The organism is Burkholderia sp. WSM2230, from assembly GCF_000472445.1.
Taxonomy (GTDB): Bacteria; Pseudomonadota; Gammaproteobacteria; order Burkholderiales; family Burkholderiaceae; genus Paraburkholderia.
In genome coordinates this window covers 18,043-34,926 of the sequence record NZ_AXAJ01000005.1, presented here as the reverse complement: position 1 = coordinate 34,926, position 16,884 = coordinate 18,043, and the positions used below count along the sequence as shown (strand labels likewise).

At 62.4% G+C, this 16,884-nt stretch carries 18 protein-coding genes; 5 read left to right on the top strand and 13 right to left on the bottom strand.

What is annotated here, in order from left to right; translation table 11 throughout:
• The first annotated feature begins 24 nt into the window (after window positions 1–24).
• The 5 genes from A3AC_RS0112050 (at window position 25) to A3AC_RS0112030 (ending at window position 4,560) form a co-directional block, all read left to right on the top strand.
• Entirely contained in the window at window positions 25–1,302 is a 1,278-nt protein-coding gene (locus A3AC_RS0112050) for an ABC transporter permease (RefSeq protein ID WP_025599110.1), read from the top strand.
• A 15-nt stretch (window positions 1,303–1,317) separates the two neighbouring features.
• The gene (locus A3AC_RS0112045) at window positions 1,318–2,157 is read left to right on the top strand and encodes an ABC transporter permease (protein ID WP_013342096.1); all 840 of its coding nucleotides are present in this window, start codon (window positions 1,318–1,320) and stop codon (window positions 2,155–2,157) included.
• Window positions 2,158–2,308: 151 nt separating this feature from the next.
• Window positions 2,309–3,370 carry an OmpA family protein gene (locus tag A3AC_RS0112040; protein WP_025599108.1) on the top strand — a complete coding sequence of 354 codons (1,062 nt, stop codon included), beginning with the start codon at window positions 2,309–2,311 and terminating at the stop codon, window positions 3,368–3,370.
• Between the two features lie 140 nt (window positions 3,371–3,510).
• Window positions 3,511–4,149 carry a response regulator transcription factor gene (locus A3AC_RS0112035; RefSeq protein WP_025599107.1) on the top strand — a complete coding sequence of 213 codons (639 nt, stop codon included), beginning with the start codon at window positions 3,511–3,513 and terminating at the stop codon, window positions 4,147–4,149.
• An 18-nt stretch (window positions 4,150–4,167) separates the two neighbouring features.
• Window positions 4,168–4,560 (top strand): Hpt domain-containing protein, encoded by a 393-nt coding sequence (locus A3AC_RS0112030; protein ID WP_025599106.1) that lies wholly within the window; start codon window positions 4,168–4,170, stop codon window positions 4,558–4,560.
• Window positions 4,561–4,583: 23 nt separating this feature from the next.
• On the opposite strand, the gene A3AC_RS0112025 is transcribed toward A3AC_RS0112030, so the two are convergent.
• From A3AC_RS0112025 to A3AC_RS0111965, 13 genes are all read right to left on the bottom strand, one after another.
• Window positions 4,584–5,432, bottom strand: a complete 849-nt coding sequence (locus A3AC_RS0112025) for a lytic transglycosylase domain-containing protein (RefSeq protein ID WP_025599105.1) — start codon at window positions 5,430–5,432, stop codon at window positions 4,584–4,586.
• Window positions 5,432–6,175, bottom strand: a complete 744-nt coding sequence (locus tag A3AC_RS0112020) for a TadE family protein (RefSeq protein ID WP_156924608.1) — start codon at window positions 6,173–6,175, stop codon at window positions 5,432–5,434. Before A3AC_RS0112020 ends, A3AC_RS0112025 begins: the two co-directional genes overlap by 1 nt.
• 86 nt (window positions 6,176–6,261) lie before the next feature.
• The gene (locus A3AC_RS0112015; RefSeq protein ID WP_025599103.1) at window positions 6,262–6,612 is read right to left on the bottom strand and encodes a DUF192 domain-containing protein; all 351 of its coding nucleotides are present in this window, start codon (window positions 6,610–6,612) and stop codon (window positions 6,262–6,264) included.
• On the bottom strand, window positions 6,609–7,490 hold the full coding sequence (locus tag A3AC_RS0112010; protein WP_025599101.1) for a type II secretion system F family protein: 882 nt from the start codon (window positions 7,488–7,490) through the stop codon (window positions 6,609–6,611). The genes A3AC_RS0112015 and A3AC_RS0112010 overlap by 4 nt, the downstream gene beginning before the upstream one ends.
• A 2-nt stretch (window positions 7,491–7,492) precedes the next feature.
• Window positions 7,493–8,341 (bottom strand): type II secretion system F family protein, encoded by an 849-nt coding sequence (locus A3AC_RS0112005; protein ID WP_025599099.1) that lies wholly within the window; start codon window positions 8,339–8,341, stop codon window positions 7,493–7,495.
• Window positions 8,342–8,351: 10 nt separating this feature from the next.
• The gene (locus tag A3AC_RS0112000) at window positions 8,352–10,259 is read right to left on the bottom strand and encodes an ATPase, T2SS/T4P/T4SS family (protein ID WP_025599098.1); all 1,908 of its coding nucleotides are present in this window, start codon (window positions 10,257–10,259) and stop codon (window positions 8,352–8,354) included.
• A 22-nt stretch (window positions 10,260–10,281) separates the two neighbouring features.
• Window positions 10,282–12,051, bottom strand: coding sequence for a type II and III secretion system protein family protein (locus tag A3AC_RS0111995; RefSeq protein ID WP_025599097.1), 1,770 nt, complete (start codon window positions 12,049–12,051; stop codon window positions 10,282–10,284).
• A gap of 25 nt (window positions 12,052–12,076) precedes the next feature.
• Window positions 12,077–13,168, bottom strand: a complete 1,092-nt coding sequence (cpaB, locus tag A3AC_RS0111990; RefSeq protein ID WP_025599095.1) for a Flp pilus assembly protein CpaB — start codon at window positions 13,166–13,168, stop codon at window positions 12,077–12,079.
• Window positions 13,169–13,188: 20 nt separating this feature from the next.
• A complete protein-coding gene (locus A3AC_RS0111985) occupies window positions 13,189–13,386 on the bottom strand; it encodes a hypothetical protein (RefSeq protein ID WP_025599094.1) in 198 nt (65 codons plus the stop codon).
• A gap of 1 nt (window position 13,387) precedes the next feature.
• The gene (locus A3AC_RS0111980; RefSeq protein WP_025599092.1) at window positions 13,388–14,101 is read right to left on the bottom strand and encodes a hypothetical protein; all 714 of its coding nucleotides are present in this window, start codon (window positions 14,099–14,101) and stop codon (window positions 13,388–13,390) included.
• The gene (locus A3AC_RS0111975) at window positions 14,098–14,982 is read right to left on the bottom strand and encodes a hypothetical protein (protein WP_025599091.1); all 885 of its coding nucleotides are present in this window, start codon (window positions 14,980–14,982) and stop codon (window positions 14,098–14,100) included. The genes A3AC_RS0111980 and A3AC_RS0111975 overlap by 4 nt, the downstream gene beginning before the upstream one ends.
• Window positions 14,982–16,508, bottom strand: a complete 1,527-nt coding sequence (locus A3AC_RS0111970) for a pilus assembly protein TadG-related protein (RefSeq protein ID WP_025599089.1) — start codon at window positions 16,506–16,508, stop codon at window positions 14,982–14,984. Before A3AC_RS0111970 ends, A3AC_RS0111975 begins: the two co-directional genes overlap by 1 nt.
• 25 nt (window positions 16,509–16,533) lie before the next feature.
• The gene (locus A3AC_RS0111965) at window positions 16,534–16,812 is read right to left on the bottom strand and encodes a Flp family type IVb pilin (protein WP_025599087.1); all 279 of its coding nucleotides are present in this window, start codon (window positions 16,810–16,812) and stop codon (window positions 16,534–16,536) included.
• Window positions 16,813–16,884 lie beyond the last annotated feature (72 nt).

The window sequence follows — 16,884 nt, the reverse complement described above, 5'->3', positions numbered from 1 at the left end:
ACTCTGATCGACAGGAGACTGGGTGTGACTACGATGACGATCGCCGCCGATTCGACGCCGGAATCAACCGGCCGGCTCAAGCGCGAACTCAAGGCCGCGGAAGCGCGAAAGCGCGCGATGGCGCTGCTGCTGATCGCGCCGCTCGCGATCTTTCTGCTGCTCATCTTCGTCGTGCCGATCGGCGCGCTGCTCACGCGCGCCGCGCAGAACCCCGAAGTCGTGAACGCGCTGCCGCATACGCTCAGCGCACTAAGCGCGTGGGATCGCAAGACGCCGCCGCCCGATGCCGCCTACGCCGCGCTGGCGACCGACCTGACCGCGATTGCCGACAGCGACGGCATGGGTGCGCTCGCCCGCCGGCTCAACGTGGAAATTCCCGGTTACCGGTCGCTCGTCGCGAAGTCGGCGCGCGCCATGCCGTTCGTCGACGACAACAGCAAGCCGCTGCAACTGACGCCCGCGCAATTCCACGCGAAATTCGCCGAGCTCGACGAACGCTGGAACAACATTGCGTACTGGCAAGCCATCGCGAAAAACAGCAGCCCGTATTCGCCGTTCTATCTGCTCGCTTCGCTCGATCACAAGCAGGACGCGTTCGGCCACATCATTCCGACCGACGCCGACCAGCAGATCTACCTGGCCGTATTCAGCCGCACCTTTGTGATCGGCGCGGCCGTCACTTTGTTCGCGCTGCTGCTCGGCTATCCGCTCGCCTACTGGATTTCGACGCTGCCCGAGCGTCGCGCGAATCTCGTGATGATTCTCGTGCTGATTCCGTTCTGGACATCGATTCTGGTGCGCGTCGCCGCATGGATCGTGATCTTGCAGAGCGAAGGCCTCGTGAACAAGGCGCTGGTCGGCAGCGGCCTGCTGCACGATCCGCTCGCGCTGCTCTTTAACCGCACCGGCGTCTATATCTCGATGACGCACATTCTGCTGCCTTTCATGATCCTGCCGCTGTACAGCGTGATGAAGTCGATTCCGCCCACGTATCAGCGCGCGGCCGTTTCGCTCGGCAGTCATCCATTCGCCGCGTTCTGGCGTGTGTATGTGCCGCAGACTTATCCGGGCATCGGCGCAGGCGCGTTGCTCGTGTTCATTCTCGCGATCGGCTACTACATCACGCCCGCGCTGCTCGGCGGCCCGAACGACCAGATGGTCAGCTATTACGTCGCGTACTTCACCAACGTGACGATCAACTGGGGTATGGCCTGCGCGCTCGGCGCGCTGCTGCTGGCCGCCACGCTCGTGCTGTATGTGATTTACGGGCGCTTCACGCGTTCATCGCTGAGCCTCGGCTGAACGGAGTCTGCCGATATGAAACTTGCCAAGCCCCTGTTCGCGCCGCATACGTCTCTCGTCGAGCGCGTCTGGTATTTCGCGCTGCGCGCGCTTGCCGTGCTGACGCTGCTGTATCTGATCCTGCCCGTGCTGGCGATCGTGCCGCTGTCGTTCTCGTCGAGTACTTTCCTGGTGTATCCGATTCCAGGATGGTCGCTGCGCTGGTATCAGAATCTGATTGCGTCTGATGAGTGGCGTATGGCGGCTAAGAATAGCTTCATTGTCGCGCCGTCCGCCACCGTGGTTGCGACCGTGCTTGGCACGCTGGCCGCAATTGGGCTCACCAAGGCCAACTTCCGCGGTAAGGGTCTGCTCATGGCGATTCTGATTTCGCCGATGATCGTGCCTGTTGTGGTGGTCGGCGTCGGCATGTATCTCTTCTTTGCGCCGCTCGGTCTGGCCAATACGTATATCGGTCTGATTCTCGCGCATGCGTCGCTCGGCGTGCCGTTTGTCGTGACGACCGTCGCGGCCACGTTGCAGGGGTTCAACTACAACCTCGTGCGCGCGAGTCTGTCGCTCGGCGCAAATCCGGTGAAGACGTTCTTCCGGATCACGCTGCCGGTGATCGCACCGGGTGTGATTTCCGGCGCCCTGTTCGCGTTCGCGACGTCGTTCGACGAAGTCGTCGTAACGCTCTTCCTGGCGGGCGCAGACCAGACGACGCTGCCGCGTCAGATGTTCACTGGCATCCGCGAAAACATCAGTCCGACTATCGCGGCACTGGCCACGATTCTGATCGTTTTCTCGACGTGTCTGCTGCTGGCGCTCGAGTGGCTGCGTGGCCGCAATGCCGCGCGAGCGGTGAGGGCATGACGGCGGACCAGAGACCTCACGAACTGTCTCGAGGAAGCGTGACAATCAGCAACTCGTGACACCGTTCTAAGATTCATCCCATTCCGCGGGCTTCTGCGTCTCGTCATACTTTTATCCCTCGATAAAAAAATGCGCGAGACGCAGACCTCTGATGAAAACCCCGCTAACCGTGCTTGTGTGCGCGCTGACACTAACAGCCTGCGCGGACCACGCCGCGCGCGCACGGCTCGGCATTGAAGACCCCACGCTGCTGAAATCTGGCCTTGGCGCCTCGCAAGACGAGGCGGCAGGCGCCGCCAACCCGCAATGGGTCACTACGTACGCGCCCGTCGCCAACTCCGGCGCGGCGCTCGCGTCATTGCAGGCGCGGCTGGACCGCCTGCAACCGGACCAGAACGGCTACTTCCGCACAAAGGCGGAATGCTGGATCAACGCCGGCCAGCAGGAACGCAAGGCGGGCGATCACTGGGGTTTCGTCGAAGAGGCAATCGGTCAGGCGGCCGTGATCACAGCCGGCCTCGAAAACGGCGCGCCGCTCTCCGCTGCCAATCCTGCTCTGCGCACTGTCTCCGTGGTTCGGCCCGATCTGTGGAAGATCGTCAATACCATCAAGTCCGATCCGGTCATCGCTTCGTGCCGCGAGGCGCAGCAGCCGCTTGCGTGTGCGGAGGTCGAGCTCATGCAAGCGGGCCACGATGCGTGGATGCGCAGCTTCGCTCGGGCCGAGCAGCGCCTGCCTGAAGTGCAGGACAACTTGCGCAAATCGGCGGAAAGCGCGTTGCAATGCAAACAGGCGGCACTCGCAGCCCCAGCGGCAACGCGAGCAGCAGTGTCACGAGCCATCACGCTGCGCGCCGACCTGCTATTCCGTTTCGACGGCGGCAACGAAGCCGCGATGCTGCCCGCAGGCAGACGCGAACTCGACGAGGTGGCGCGCAGCCTGAAGACAGTTGCCGCCCTTCGCGGACTCAGGATCACCGGCTACACCGACCGTCTTGGCGAGAACGCATATAACCAGAGCCTGTCGCTGCAACGCGCGCAAACGGTGGCGCGCTATCTGCGCACGCGCGGCGTCACATCGCTCATCTCGGTTCGCGGGCTTGCCAGCGCCAACCCGGTGGCCGAATGCCGGCAAACCAGGCGCGATGAACTGGTGCGGTGTCTCGCGCCCAATCGCCGCGTTGAGATCGAGTTTGTCGTTGCGGCATCCTGACTCGCGTTCGCAGCGCACACGGCGCTGTCAGCGCCTGGAGCGCAACGGCGTATGGGTGCCGGAAGCTCAGCAGCGAGCCACCAGAAGTCCATGATCGGCCTCAACGGGAAACGGAAGTTCTTTCAGGAGAAATGCAACACATGTCAACCATTCTGATTATCGACGACCACCCAGCGTTCCGGATGATTGTCAGATTGCAGCTCATGCAACTGCTTAGTGTCGACGAAGTGGTGGAGGCGGACAACGGCCAGACTGCGGTGGAAATGGCTCGCCAGTACAAGCCCGATCTGGCGATACTCGACCTCGACATTCCGCGCATCAGCGGGCTGGATGTCATTCCGCGCCTGAAGCTCGTGCATCCGCCTATTCGCGTAATGGTGCTGTCGGGCCATGACCCGGCTACCTTCGCGCCGCGCGCCATGCGTTCGGGCGTTCACGGCTTTGTCGGCAAGTCGCAGGAAATGAAGGAAATCATGCGCGGCGTGGAAGCCGTGCTCGCGGGCTATACGGTGTTTCCGGTCGGGCCGAACGGCGCGAGCATTGCGCCGGGTGTGACACCGAGTGGCGAGGAAGGCCGCATCATGCTGCTATCCGACAAGGAACTCGTCATTTTGCAGATGCTCTCGAAGGGCATGTCGAACAAGGCAATCGGCGACGCGCTGTTCATCAGCAACAAGACGGTGAGCAGCCACAAAACGCGCATCATGCACAAGCTGGGCGTGAAATCACTGGTCGAACTGATCGATCTGGCGCGGCGTTGCCGGATTGCATCGGCGTGATGAGCGGGTATGTGCAGCATGAAAGCCGCAATATCCTGTCCCGATTCCCGCCTGCTTCGGGCCAATGCTCAGGAACTGGTCGGCGAGGACGAGCGCGCCATCACACGCGTGCTCGAACTGATCGCCGAAACGAACCGAACAACGCTTGTGTCGTTACAGCAGAGCTTCGAGGCCGGATGCTGGGACGAAGTGGCAAGCGCCGCACATCGCATGGCCGGGTCGGCCCGCATGCTTGCTCATGATGCGTTGACTGCGGCGCTGTCCGAACTGGAAGCGGCAGGGCGCGCGCACAATCGCGAGCTTGCAACGTCGCAAATGCCGGTCATTGCCGAGGCGCTCGCCAGCCTCGATAAATCAATAGAAGAAGCGTTGCGTTGCAGCACTGGCGCGAGCAGCGGCGCCGCACAATGAGCGCGGGCTGGCGGGCTGCCCGTTCAGTTTCGGCCTCGCGAACCCACCGCGAAAAGGCGTCCATTCACGCCGTCAGCTAGTTCAGCTCCCAACGGCATCGCCATTGAAGACGCCGCGCTCCGATACCACCTGTAGCGGGCGATAACCCTCGGCACGTAGCTTTGCGTTTCGGCATACGGCGGAATCTGCCCGCCATACTTTTGCACGGCGCCCTCGCCGGCGTTGTAGGCGGCCAGCGCCAGCGGCAGGTCGCCGAACTGGCGCATGAGTTCCTTCAGATAGCGCGCGCCCGCAGCCACGTTTTGACCTGCGTCGAAGAGATCCGACGCGCCGTGGCGTGCGCCCGTGCCGGGCATCAACTGCATGAGACTGGTTGCGCCTTTGGGCGACACCGCTTGCGGATTGCCTCCTGACTCGACGTCGATCACGGCCATCAGCAGCGCGCTGTCCAGTCCGGCCGCGCGTGCCGCTTCGTTAATGATTGGCCACAGCGCCATCACGCGCGCAGCGACCAACGCGGACGACTGCCGCACGGCGCCACGCAATGATTCGCGGCCAGGCTGGATCACGACGGATTGGCGACCATCCGCGTCGTCAGGTGAATAGGCTACCGATTGCCGACCGTCCGGGTTATCAGGTGGATAGGCCCCCGACTGACGACCGCCCGCATCGTCAGGTGCGTACGCGACCGCACGCGGCGCCGCGCGAACGGTCAGCCCAACGGGCTCGGCGGCGCCTGCCATTCCGCCGACCATCATCACCACTCCCGGCGCCGGCCGTACGCGGGTCACGACCGCGTCGACGGCGTGAGATCGCAGCGGCAGACAAGCGCCGGACGCGGCGATGGCGACCAGCAGCAGCCGACGCGCCATCAATTGCCCGTCGGATTCGGCGAGTCGTTCAGCGCCGATGCTCTCACCGGCGACTGCATGCGCACGATCGCTTCCGAATCCAGCGAGATCGGCCAGCGGCCAGTCTTGATGCCGTCCGCGAGCTTGACCTTGCACAGCGAGTCGCCGTTCTTCGGAAAGCCGTAGGGATCGATGTCGGGCCTGGCCGGCTCGTGTGTCAGAATCCCGCCACTGCCAATAGGTCCGATCACGTTGGCCGCGTAGTAGATCACCTTGTTCACCAGCGGCACGTACATGTCGTAGCAGTAATGCACATGTATTTTCAGAATGTTGGCATCCTGAATATTCATCCGCGAGGCCGCCCCAGTCGGTATTGATGGATCGCGGTACATCAGCGAATCGTTTGGAATCTCGGTGTAGGTCGTCGCCTCGTCGGGGTAATAGCGCGGTCGCGCGTAGTCGCTGATAGCGGCAGGCGTCGGATTGAGGACGGTGATCACGCTGAAATTGCTTGCGTCTGCCTGAGCGTTCGCGAGCGCCGCCGCAGCGCCCTCGGCGCTCGCCTGCCGCGCATAAATTGGCGCGAGCCCGCGCGCAAGGCCCGAGCGCATCGCCTGCATCGAGCCATGGTTGACCGCGCCTTCCCGCGCGGCTTCCAGCACCGCCACGTCCAGTGTCGACTTTGCCTGATAGAGCAGCACGAACTGCAGCGTGCCGAAACAGACGAACAGCAATAGCGGCGCGATGACAATGAACTCGACCATCGACTGGCCCGACTGTCTGCGCTTGCGTGCGCCGCTGGTCGCCACGCCGTGCGACCGCGATTTCCGTAGCGGCAAAGAAAGAAGGTTCACGACGCCGCCTCGAAGATTAGTGAATCGCCGACTGCGAGGCCGTGCGCGCGCGCCGCGCCGGCCGGCATCTCAAGTGTGTGCGCCGCGCGCAGGTTGAACAGCGCGCGGCGCTTGCGCACCTCGTGATGAATCGCGACGACACGTTCGCGCCGGTCCAGGAACAGCACGTCGATCTCGAAGCGCATGCCGAACGTGTGCACCGAGCCGCAGCGCTTGAGCAGCAGTGCTTCGCCGGGCGGCAGCGAGTCTCGGCCGAGCAGGCCGCGCATGCGCTCGCACATGGTTTGCGCGATGGACACCTTGACGCCGGCGTCCCGCCCGTGAACTTTTAGACAAGCGAGTTTCATAGGAAGCCCTCCTGCACGAACTTCATTGCGATCGGAAATCCCAGCACGATGAAGGTGATCGGAAAGATAAACACGAGCAGCGGAAACACCAGCTTCACCGGCGCTTCCATTGCCTTTTTCTCCGCCCGCTGGAAGCGTTCGGAGCGGCGCTGCTCGGACTGAAAGCGCAGCGACTTGGCGAGCCCGGCGCCCATCCGCTCGGCCTGCACGACGGCGCCGACAAAATTCGTCAGTTCCTTGATGCGCAGCCGGTCGTCCAGACGGCGCAACGCTTCTGTACGGTTGAGGCCCGATTTCAGGTCGCGCAGCACGTGCTCCAGTTCCCAGCGCAAGGGGCCGGACGGACCTTTTTCGACGGCCTTCTGAATGGCGCCGTTGATGTTCAGACCGGCTTCGACGGCAAGTGTCAGGAAGTCGAGATAGATCGACAGATGCCTGAGAACCTGCGCGACGCGGCGGCGCCGCACGTCGCGTGTCCAGATGCGCGGATAGAAATAGCCGAGCAACGCGGCGCCGAGCAGTACCAGCACCGAGAAAACCCCGAGCACGAGCATTGCCAGCAGCGCGAGAAGTGCAGCGAGAGCCGCGCTGATGATCGACAGCGCGATGAACTGACGCGCGTTCATCAGGAACGTCAGCGACGTGAGGCGCAATTGCAGTTCGGTCTTCTCGACCAGCCTGCCGCTGAAGCGCGAGCCGAAATGATGGACCACGAAATTGACGAGCGGCCACAAGGGGCGCAGCGACCTCGGCAGTGGGTCGAGATAGGTACGGTCCTCCGGCAGCACCGCGCCGGCGAGGCCGCTGATCGACCGATAGGCGATGCCGGCAATAACGATGAGCCCGATACTGACGGTGAGAGCGATGAATAGCAGCATGGTCAGACGTCGATATTGGTGATTTTCGAGATCGAGAAATAGCCGAGAACTTCCATCACGCCGATCACTGCGAGCGTGGCCCAGCCGACCGGCTGCGTGAACAGCGGCGCCATGGCCTTGGGTTCCATGAAGCGCAGCACCAGCATCAGAAAGAGCGGCAGACAGGTCATCACGATGCCCTGCATGCGTCCTTGCGACGTCAGCGCCCTGATCTTGCCTTCCATCGTCAGCTTTTCGCGCAGCGTACGCGCGACCGATTCGAGCGCTTCGGCCAGATTGCCGCCCACGTCGCGCGCGATGGATACGGCCGCCGTCATCATCAGAAAGTCGGGAATGGGAATGCGCTTTTCGACGTTGCGCATTGCAATGTCCAGGTCGATGCCAAGGCGAATTTCGCGCATCAACAGATCGAATTCCTGTGAGATGGGAGGCGGTGTTTCCTGCACCACGGCTTCTAGTGCAGTTGGAAAACTCGCGCCCGCGCGCAGCGCTCCGGACATCATCAGCAGCGCGTCGGGCAATTGCTTCTCGATCGCTTCAATGCGCTTCTTGTGCATGCGCTTGAAGTATTTGCGCGGCAACATCATGGCGAGCGGAATCGAAGCCGCCGCGACGAAGAGGCTGCGGCTCAGCACGAACACGACGATCGGCAAGCCGACAATGACGACCATGCTCCAGGCGGCGGCTTTCTGGCGATTCACAAACACGAAAGCGTCGGCGAGCGACGATTCGATCTCGCCAGCCATCTGCCGCGAACTGGCCCGCAGCGTGGAGGTGCCCATGCGCGTGGCGAGAAGAATCAGAAACAGACAGCCGGCGAACGCCAGCACGAGAATAATCGGAAGGCTCATGGTCGACCTCTCACTCCGGCCGCGTGAAGATGTCGGTATTCACAGGAATGCGCCGGCGAATCAGCTCCTGATAGAAGTCCGGAATATAGGCAGTGGGCACGAACTTGCCCTGAACCTTGCCGTGTTCGCTGAAGCCTTCTTCCTTAAACACGAACACGTCTTGCAGCGTGATGACGCCCGATTCCATGCCGCTCACTTCGGTGATATGCGTGACGCGGCGCGAGCCGCACGAAAAGCGCGACTGCTGCACGACGATGTCGACCGCCGAGCAGATCTGCTCGCGAATTGCCTGCACCGGCAAATCCAGCCCCGACATCAGGGTCATTACTTCCAGACGCGCAATGCAGTCGCGCGGCGTGTTGGCGTGAGCGGTGGTGAGCGAGCCGTCGTGACCGGTGTTCATGGCCTGCAACATGTCGAGCGCTTCTCCGCCGCGGCATTCGCCGACCACGATCCGGTCCGGGCGCATACGCAGACAGTTCTTTACCAGGTCGCGGATATTGACCGCGCCTTTGCCTTCCATATTGGCGGGGCGCGCTTCGAGCGAGACGAGATTCGGCTGCGAGAGTTGCAGCTCCGCGGCATCTTCCACCGTGACGATGCGCTCATCGTCCGGAATGTAGCTTGACAGCACGTTCAGCAGCGTGGTTTTGCCCGAGCCCGTGCCGCCCGAAATGATGATGTTGGCGCCCTGCTTCACGGCGGTGTGCAGGAACTCGAGCATGTGCGGCGACAGCGTGCCGAATCTGATCAGATCTTCGCCGACGAGTTTGCGCCGGGAGAACTTCCGGATCGTGATGCTCGGCCCCTTGAGCGCGAGCGGCGGAATCACCGCATTCACGCGCGAGCCGTCGGCGAGACGCGCGTCGACCATCGGCGAGCTTTCGTCGATGCGCCGGCCGATTGGTGCGACGATCCGTTCGATTGCGCCCAGCACCGCGCGATCGTCGGTGAAGATGACCGGCGAGCGGGTCAACTGCCCGTCTTTCTCGACGAAAATTTCGTTGTGGCAGTTGACCATGATTTCCGACACGGTCGGGTCCGCAATCAGTTCCTCGAGCGGCCCGAGTCCGATGATTTCGTCGAACACACTCTTTTTCAGCGCCTCGAGCGGAATGTCCGGCGTGCGAAACATCGGATCGTGATTCAGGATGTCGTCGAGCGCGGCGCTGACTGTCTTGCGCAATTCGTCGTCTTCCATGCGTGCGACGTTCAGACGGCGCAAGTCGAGCGCCGCAATCACTTTCATGTGCGCCTGTTTGCGCAGTTCGATGCCGAGCGGGCTGTTGATCGGCGCAATCGCCAACGGCTGGGCTGCCGTCTTGACGGCGGGCGCGGAAGTGGACAGCGCCCTCGACGGCGCGGTGACTGCGTGTTGATCGGGACGCGCTATGTCCTCTCGTGCAGCGTATGCAAGCGGGGCTTGAGAAAGCGGTTGCGGCTGCGGTTCAGCCGCTGGCGCACCTGCTTCGATAGGGCGCTGTGGGTTTGCTCGCCATTCAGGTTCAGCGGGCTGTTGCATTGCAGGCTGTGCGACATGTGCGGTGTCCGCGACCTGCACGGACTGCGACGGTTGCATCGAGCGCGCATGTGCCGAATGGTGACTCGGGCGAACCGGTTGCTCGTTGGCGGCTGCGCGAACGATTCTGATCGTCGTCATACCGATTTCGATCTGATCGGCTTCAGTCAACGGTCCGTACCGCGTGATCGACGAACCGTTGACCAGCGTTGCGGCTATGCCGCCCTGGTCTTCGATGTAGTAGGCGTTGTTCTCGCGCACAATGCGCGCTTGCAGCTTTCCGATCAGAAGACCCTTGACGCTGATGTCGCAACTCGCGTCCTTGCCGATCGTGCACCCGTGTTCGACTTGCAGCGCGCGCACGGGCGCGTTTCGCGTGTGTATCTCGAGATTGAGCATGGCGATTCTCCGCTAGGCGTGTTCAGTTCGGCGCGCTGCCGAGGACGCCGACCTGTTGCGGCGGCACTTTGCCGTTTGTCGTGGAGGCAGCCGCATCGCGCGTGGCGCTCGGCGCGGTCGGAGGCTGCCCGGCGGCGTTCAACATGCGCAGGGCCTCGGCGACGCCTTCTGGGGGAGTGCTTGCCGAGGGGGCTTGTATTTTTTGCGGTCGAGGCTGCGTTTGCGACTGCGGCTGCGAAGCCGACTGGGCCGCAGCGGAGGAGGCCGCGTCCGCTGGAACAGCAGCGAAAGGTGAACGCAACTGCGATGCTTGTGCCGAAACATCAGCGGGAAGCTGGCCGCCGTTGGGTGCCTGGGCCCTTTCCTCCGCAGGCGCAAGTGGCGGTGTGCTGCGGATCGGCGCGGGCAGCAATGCGGGCGTGGGCTGGATCGGTTGACGCGCGGCGGTCGTGCGCGTCGCTTTTTCCTTGTCGGCGACAAGCGGCTCGGGGTTGCCGAATTGCTTGACATACGCGCTGTCTATGCCGTCGGCACGCATCAGCAGATCCGAGTTGGGCGCGAGTTCGGGATCGGAGATGAGCGGTGTCACGAAAATGACCAGATCGCTTTTCTTCGCGCGGAAACTGTCCGAACGAAACAGCTGGCCGATTACCGGTATCTGGCCGAGGAACGGCATGCCGTCGCTATCGTTGACTGCGTCGGCGCTGATCAGGCCGGAAATGGCGAGCGTTTCGCCCGTGCGCATGGAAATGTCCGAACTCGTGCTGCGCGTGAGGAAGCCGGGCAGACCGCCATAGCTCACGCTGGGGTCGATCTGGCTGATCTCGGTAGTCAGGTGTGCCGAGATGATGCCGTTCACGTCGACGACAGGATTGATGCTTAGCTTGACGCCGTAATCCTTGTACATGACGTTCGTGGTGCCGAGCGCGCCTGATTGTGGAATCGGCACTTGTCCGCCGGCCAGGAAGCTGGCCGTGCCGCCGCTCTTCGTGTTCAATTCGGGCGCGGCAAGAATGAACGCATCGCCGTTATTCACTGCAAAGTTGATTTGCGAAGTGATGTTGGATGCAATGCCGGCTAGAAAATAGCTTGTACCCGCCGTGATAGCCTTTGCCGCGCCTGTCGCAACGCTCGCAGCGCCGCCTATCTGTGGTCCGCGGAAGGCGCTGTCCCAGCCAATGCCAAGCTTTCTTTGCGCATTACGTGTGACTTCCATGATCTGCACTTTGAAGTGCACGGTTTTTCTCAGTGCTTCGCCTTCGTCGACCGTGGTGGTGTCGATCACGTTCTTCATATCCTGCGTCGCCGATTTGACGACCCCCGCCATGTCGCGATGGACCACGCCCGACAGCACGATGTTCGAGCCGATCGCGTCGATGTGAAGTCCGGATACCGACTTCAGCACCGCGCGCAACTGCTGCAGTGACGCGTTCACTTCGGCCTTCGCAATGCGCACCGTTGTTTGCAGCGCGATGCCTTTCTCATTCCACACCACAAGCGACGTCATGCCGTCCTGCTCGCCGAGCAACATCAGACTGCCGTCGACCACGTTCGCGGTAATCAGCTTGCCGTTACCTATCGCGATGCGTTTGATGGTGCCAGGCACGTGCAGAATCCGCACTTCGCCGCGGAACATTTCCAGCACGCGCGCGGTCGCCGATGCGTCGTCCGCTGCGGGCGGGTAGATGCTCTGAGCGAGCGTGAGCGGTGCCGCTTCGCACAACAACACGCCGACCAGAAGGGACGGCAGGACCCGGCGGCACAATCGCGCCGCATTGTTTTTGACTTTCATTGGTATGAAACCTGTGCTCGATGCTTTAGTTCTGCTGAGACGCGCTAGGCGCAACGGCCTTCTGCAGTTGTTGGGCGATGGCGTTGGCCTGCTCGTAGACGCTTGGCTGGCGCTGCGGCAAGACAGATGCTGATGGAACCGCGGCAGACGGCGCACTGGTAGACGTCGAGGTATCGCGCGAGGAGTCGGATTGCATGCTCGGAACGATGTTGGCGCTGGTCGCGCCGCCACCCGCGATCACTTCGACCACCGGCGGCGCCGACGCCTTGCCGCCCGAGCTGGTGAGAGTCGCGGGATCCGCGAACACGTCTTTTTCCTCGATCAACGCGGGGCCGCCGCTGGCCTTGTCGTCAGCATTGCGCAGGATCAGGCGCAAACCGCCGATCTTCTGCGCGAGCGCGATGCGACCGACGTCTTCGGCCGGCACCTGCAGCGTCACCGTCGTGTAGCCCATGCCCTCCTGGCGGCTCATTGCGCTGCTGTTGGCGTTCGCCTGATCGTGCTCGCTCGCCTCGCCTGCGTCGCGCGGGCGCAAGTCCTGGCCGGTGGCTAGCACCAGTACGTTCGGCATGATCAATTGCGCGACTCTTTTGTCGTCGGATGTGTGGTCCTGATGGAAGGCCCTGCCGATCCAGTACACGTCCACGCGATTGCCGGGGCGCACCAGAAGCGCAGTGGAGTTGACCGTGTCGATCTCCACCGTCAGGGCGCGCTGTCCAGCCGGCAGAACGTCGGAGAAATCGCGGCCGCGCAATGCGTCGATATCGGCGGCGCGCAAGGGCAGGCCGCGGCGCACCGGCTTCACGAGGTGCGACGTGCGGTACTGATCGAAGTTCTCCGGACGGATCATGTCGTCATAGACGAGGTCGCCCTGAATCTCACGCGATACGAAATCGCTGCTCGACAACGGCGTGCCAGCCGGCAGATCGCGCGCGGGCACCACCACTTCGACGTCTGCGTGTACCTTGTTCGCGGCTATTTCCTGCTTGAGCCTGGTTTCCCGATCGTTCAGATATTTGTACAGCAGAAATGTCAGGCCGCCTGCAACGCACACGGCGACGAACAGCAGTACCCACGAGTTCGACAGAAGAGAACGGATTTTGATTTTCTTAAGCATGACCAATCGACCGTTGCCGGTCAGGGAAGCGAGAGGGTGAAGCTGTAGGCGCTGAAAAACGACTTGAAGCTCGAGACGAGTGTCGTGAACGGCGCAGCAGTGTCGCCAGTGACCAGGAAAAGGATGCCGATCAGCGCAGCCGTAATCACGAGGTATTCCGCATAGGCCTGGCCGCGCTGCCGGGAAGGCCTCGCAAGGAAATCAAAGCGTTGGTGCATCTCAACGGTTCCTGGTTGTATTGATGACGGCGAAGGTTCGTCCGTCGCGGTCTGAAAAACTGGCGTCCACGCTGTCTTTTCCGCGCTGCATGGCGAACGCTTTGCCTTGCATCGCGCGCGTGCCGACAGACAGATAGTCGGGCTGGCGGCCCGCGTTCACCCACCCCTGCAACGCGAGGCGGTTGCGGTATCGCTGCGCGTTCCAGCGTGCTTCGCCCGGCATATCCAGCAGCCAGGTGCGGCCCGTCTGACCGCCATCGCGGCTCTCGACATCGGAGAGAACCTTGCGTTCTTCAGGCAGCGGGATTGCCGAGTCCGGAATCCGATGCTCTGCCTTGTCGCCGCCAACCCGGACCACGCTCATCAGCCCGCGAGTGCGGGCGCTGTCATGCTGCGGCGGCAGGCTCAGCAGATAGAAACAGTCACCGTCGACAGCGCTGAGCATCAGGCCGGACGCAGTGCTCCGGCCTTTCGCCGGCGCATTTTCGGCGGCCCAGAATTCGCGGAATGCCTTCGATACATCGTCGACCGTACCGTCGAACTGCATGCCGACCACCGAGGTCGGCACACCGTTCACAATCATGTCGCGGCCAATCGCTTCGACGCTTCGCGGTCGAACCGGCGTCTTGTCACATGCGCTGCCCGCAACTGCGAGGCCAGCAACAAGCGCACAGGCGGCAGCAGCGCCGCGTGCAACGTGGATAGTCAGTCTCATTGGCTCAAACGGTTGGGCGGGACGACGTCCTGCTGAATGCGGCCGAACTGGAGGGTCGAAATCTCCGGTGCATACTTCTGCAAGGACTGGTAACCGTTGGGCGGCACGAGCGTGACGTGGGCGGCCGGCACTGCCTGACTGAACAGCGCGCGATTACTGTTCGAGCCGTCCGGTACCCACGTGTTGGTCATGAGCACGTTCGTATCAGAGAAAGTCAGACCGCTGAAGGCGGGCAACTGATTGTTCTTCGGCCACAAGCGCTTGAGTACGCTGCTGTCCTGAGCAATGGCCACGCTGACCATGCCGGCTTGCAGCGTGCGCGTAGGCAGGGCGAAGTGCGCCGCAAAAGGCGCACCAGTGGCGGTCGGCACCTGCCACGTTGCGAGGGCCGAGACCGTCTGACTGCTCGCGGGATCGTCCGCTGTGCCGGTACTGAGCTGAACGTCCGAAGCAGAGGCCAGCAAAGCATTGCCCCCATAGTCGCGCCACATGGCCGGTTGCGTCGCGGCTAGCCCGCTCTGCTGCCGATCCGTGCCCGAAATCGGCGCGCCGTCGCCGGCCATGACGCGCTCCAGCACTTCGCCCTTGATATCGGAGTCGGTTTTGCCTACGGCGAGTGCGGCGGCGCCGTAATCATTCGACCAGCCCTCGGTGGTGGCTGGGTCGGCGGCGAGATTCTTGCGCGGGTCATTGTCCGTCCAGACGGTACGCTCCCACGCGGCATAGCGTGAGCCCATTAGCGTCCGGTTACGGACGTCGTTGAACTTGGCGAGCATGATTACCGCGAGCATCAGGACACTCATGACCGAGATCATGGCGACGAGGAATTCCACCATCGCCTGGCCGGTTTGCGGCGCGTTTCTGGCGTGCGTTCGTTTCATTATCGTTGCGCCTTTAGGTCTACCGGGATCTGGTTGGCCTGAGCCGCCGCGCGCTCGCTCGCATCGACCGGTGCGAGCGCTGCTTGCCAGTACGGGCTGAAAAGGCTCGGGTACTCTGTCTCATGGTCGGCACGCGCCCATTGGTCTGCGTGCATAAGGCCGCCTATGATCGAACTGCCGAAAGACGTTTCGTCGGGACGTACGAAGTAGGCATTGGCGCTAGACAGCGCGCGCATCGCGCCGCTGGCCGCATTGCTGTCGACCCGCATACGTCCACCGCCCTGCAGGCCCACGGTTTTCACGAGCGTGTCGCTGCCGCGCGTGACTTCGATGGTGATGCGCGGCGCTTTCGCGGAGAGCTGCTTTCCATTGACTTCCTGATAACGCAGCAGGCCGCCGTTGACTGGGTCGAGCGAAGGCCCCGGCCCTGCGCGGAACTGTTCCGCCATGGCGTCCGGCACCTGCCAGCCAGGCGTCGTGCTGCCCGTGTATCCGAAGTTGAAATACCCGCCGTAGCCCTCCCAGTCCTGCCACGCAGCAAACGGCGGATGGGTCATGTAGGTTGTGATATTGCCGTTGGCGCTGCCGCCGAAGCCGGCTTCCGATTCGACTGGTCCAATGCAGCTGATGCGCAGATGCGCGGTGCTCGCGTCGATCGACTGCCATCCGCTTTTATCGTTGCGCAGTTGCGTGCCGCCGTCGTGCGTCACGTTGATGGTGAACGAGCTGCGCGGTCCACAGATCATGTCGGCGCTGTCGTTAAGTTGTTGAAAGTTCGGCGCGACGCTGCGGACGGAGTCGCGATTCTTGACGAAGCCGTCGAGCGTGGCGGGGTTCGTGACTACGTCTGCGAAGTCGTCCTGTCCTACGGTGCCCGCAGGCGTGACGGTCGCCGTGTACGAGTTCCATGCCGCCAGTTGCGCAGCATTGCGCGCGCTCGTGAAGTAGCCGGCCGTGACGTGCGTGTCGGACTGATTCAGTTGTGCGATGGCCTCGGCCGTGTCGGGCACCGCGGTGAATACTGCGGCGTGATAGTTCGCCTGAGCGTCGCTCAGCGCGCGATCAAGCACGCCGATGTTGCGGGCGACGGTGGGCAGCAGCGCATCCAGGGCCGCGCGCACCGGTGCAATGTCGGCTTTGCCGATCTGCTTGGGTGTAGTCCATTGAGCTGGATGGTCCGCGAGCGCATTGACGATGTTGTCGAGGTCCGACGGCGAGTAAGTCGCGTCCAGTTCGTCGATCCAGGACTTCAGAGCGATCACCTGCGCGGCGGTGACCTGATTTGCAACCGCTGCGCGGTTCGTGTACGCAGAGAAGTTGTAGTCGCGCGCCTGCAGCACGGCGGCGCTGTACGCTGCCGCGTCGGCGGTGTTTTGCAGTTTGATTCTGGCGCTCGTCATCTGGAACGAGTTGAACGCCAAAAAAAGGCCGATGCAGCCGACCAGTAGAAAAATCAGAGCAGGGACCAGCGCCTGCCCGCTAGCGCCGGCGACCCTGGCCCTGCCCTTGCGGGCAGAGCGTTTCATGATGGATATCGCTAACCGGAGGCGATTAATTGGCGTTGTTAGCGTCGTTATACGTACCCATGTTCTTGGTCTTGTTGGCGTTCGTCGTTGCCGTGTTGGCGTTGGTTTGCGCCGTCGAGATATTGTTCTGGGCGTTCTGGCCGGACATTTCGACGGCGAGACCGGCGGTCTGGTTTCGCAGCGTCTGGCCGAACAGCGAATAGACGCCAATTGCCGACACGGCGATCAAAGCGACGATGATGATGTATTCCGTCATGCCCTGACCGAGTTGCTTATTTTTACGGCGGATTTGTGCGATTCTCATGGTTTCTCTTCAAGAAGATTAAAGGTGCTGAGACACTGGCTGTGCAAGCTGTTTTGTCCTAGATATAAAAAT

What these genes read in the sequence shown, in the direction of transcription:
- A3AC_RS0112045 (WP_013342096.1), top strand. Translation starts at nt 1,318, where the DNA reads ATGAAACTTGCCAAGCCCCTGTTCGCGCCGCATACGTCTCTCGTCGAG.
- A3AC_RS0112040 (WP_025599108.1), top strand. Translation starts at nt 2,309, where the DNA reads ATGAAAACCCCGCTAACCGTGCTTGTGTGCGCGCTGACACTAACAGCC.
- A3AC_RS0112035 (WP_025599107.1), top strand. Translation starts at nt 3,511, where the DNA reads ATGTCAACCATTCTGATTATCGACGACCACCCAGCGTTCCGGATGATT.
- A3AC_RS0112030 (WP_025599106.1), top strand. Translation starts at nt 4,168, where the DNA reads ATGAAAGCCGCAATATCCTGTCCCGATTCCCGCCTGCTTCGGGCCAAT.
- A3AC_RS0112025 (WP_025599105.1), bottom strand. Translation starts at nt 5,432, where the DNA reads ATGGCGCGTCGGCTGCTGCTGGTCGCCATCGCCGCGTCCGGCGCTTGT.
- A3AC_RS0112020 (WP_156924608.1), bottom strand. Translation starts at nt 6,175, where the DNA reads ATGGTCGAGTTCATTGTCATCGCGCCGCTATTGCTGTTCGTCTGTTTC.
- A3AC_RS0112015 (WP_025599103.1), bottom strand. Translation starts at nt 6,612, where the DNA reads ATGAAACTCGCTTGTCTAAAAGTTCACGGGCGGGACGCCGGCGTCAAG.
- A3AC_RS0112010 (WP_025599101.1), bottom strand. Translation starts at nt 7,490, where the DNA reads ATGCTGCTATTCATCGCTCTCACCGTCAGTATCGGGCTCATCGTTATT.
- A3AC_RS0112005 (WP_025599099.1), bottom strand. Translation starts at nt 8,341, where the DNA reads ATGAGCCTTCCGATTATTCTCGTGCTGGCGTTCGCCGGCTGTCTGTTT.
- A3AC_RS0112000 (WP_025599098.1), bottom strand. Translation starts at nt 10,259, where the DNA reads ATGCTCAATCTCGAGATACACACGCGAAACGCGCCCGTGCGCGCGCTG.
- A3AC_RS0111995 (WP_025599097.1), bottom strand. Translation starts at nt 12,051, where the DNA reads ATGAAAGTCAAAAACAATGCGGCGCGATTGTGCCGCCGGGTCCTGCCG.
- cpaB (WP_025599095.1), bottom strand. Translation starts at nt 13,168, where the DNA reads ATGCTTAAGAAAATCAAAATCCGTTCTCTTCTGTCGAACTCGTGGGTA.
- A3AC_RS0111985 (WP_025599094.1), bottom strand. Translation starts at nt 13,386, where the DNA reads ATGCACCAACGCTTTGATTTCCTTGCGAGGCCTTCCCGGCAGCGCGGC.
- A3AC_RS0111980 (WP_025599092.1), bottom strand. Translation starts at nt 14,101, where the DNA reads ATGAGACTGACTATCCACGTTGCACGCGGCGCTGCTGCCGCCTGTGCG.
- A3AC_RS0111975 (WP_025599091.1), bottom strand. Translation starts at nt 14,982, where the DNA reads ATGAAACGAACGCACGCCAGAAACGCGCCGCAAACCGGCCAGGCGATG.
- A3AC_RS0111970 (WP_025599089.1), bottom strand. Translation starts at nt 16,508, where the DNA reads ATGAAACGCTCTGCCCGCAAGGGCAGGGCCAGGGTCGCCGGCGCTAGC.
- A3AC_RS0111965 (WP_025599087.1), bottom strand. Translation starts at nt 16,812, where the DNA reads ATGAGAATCGCACAAATCCGCCGTAAAAATAAGCAACTCGGTCAGGGC.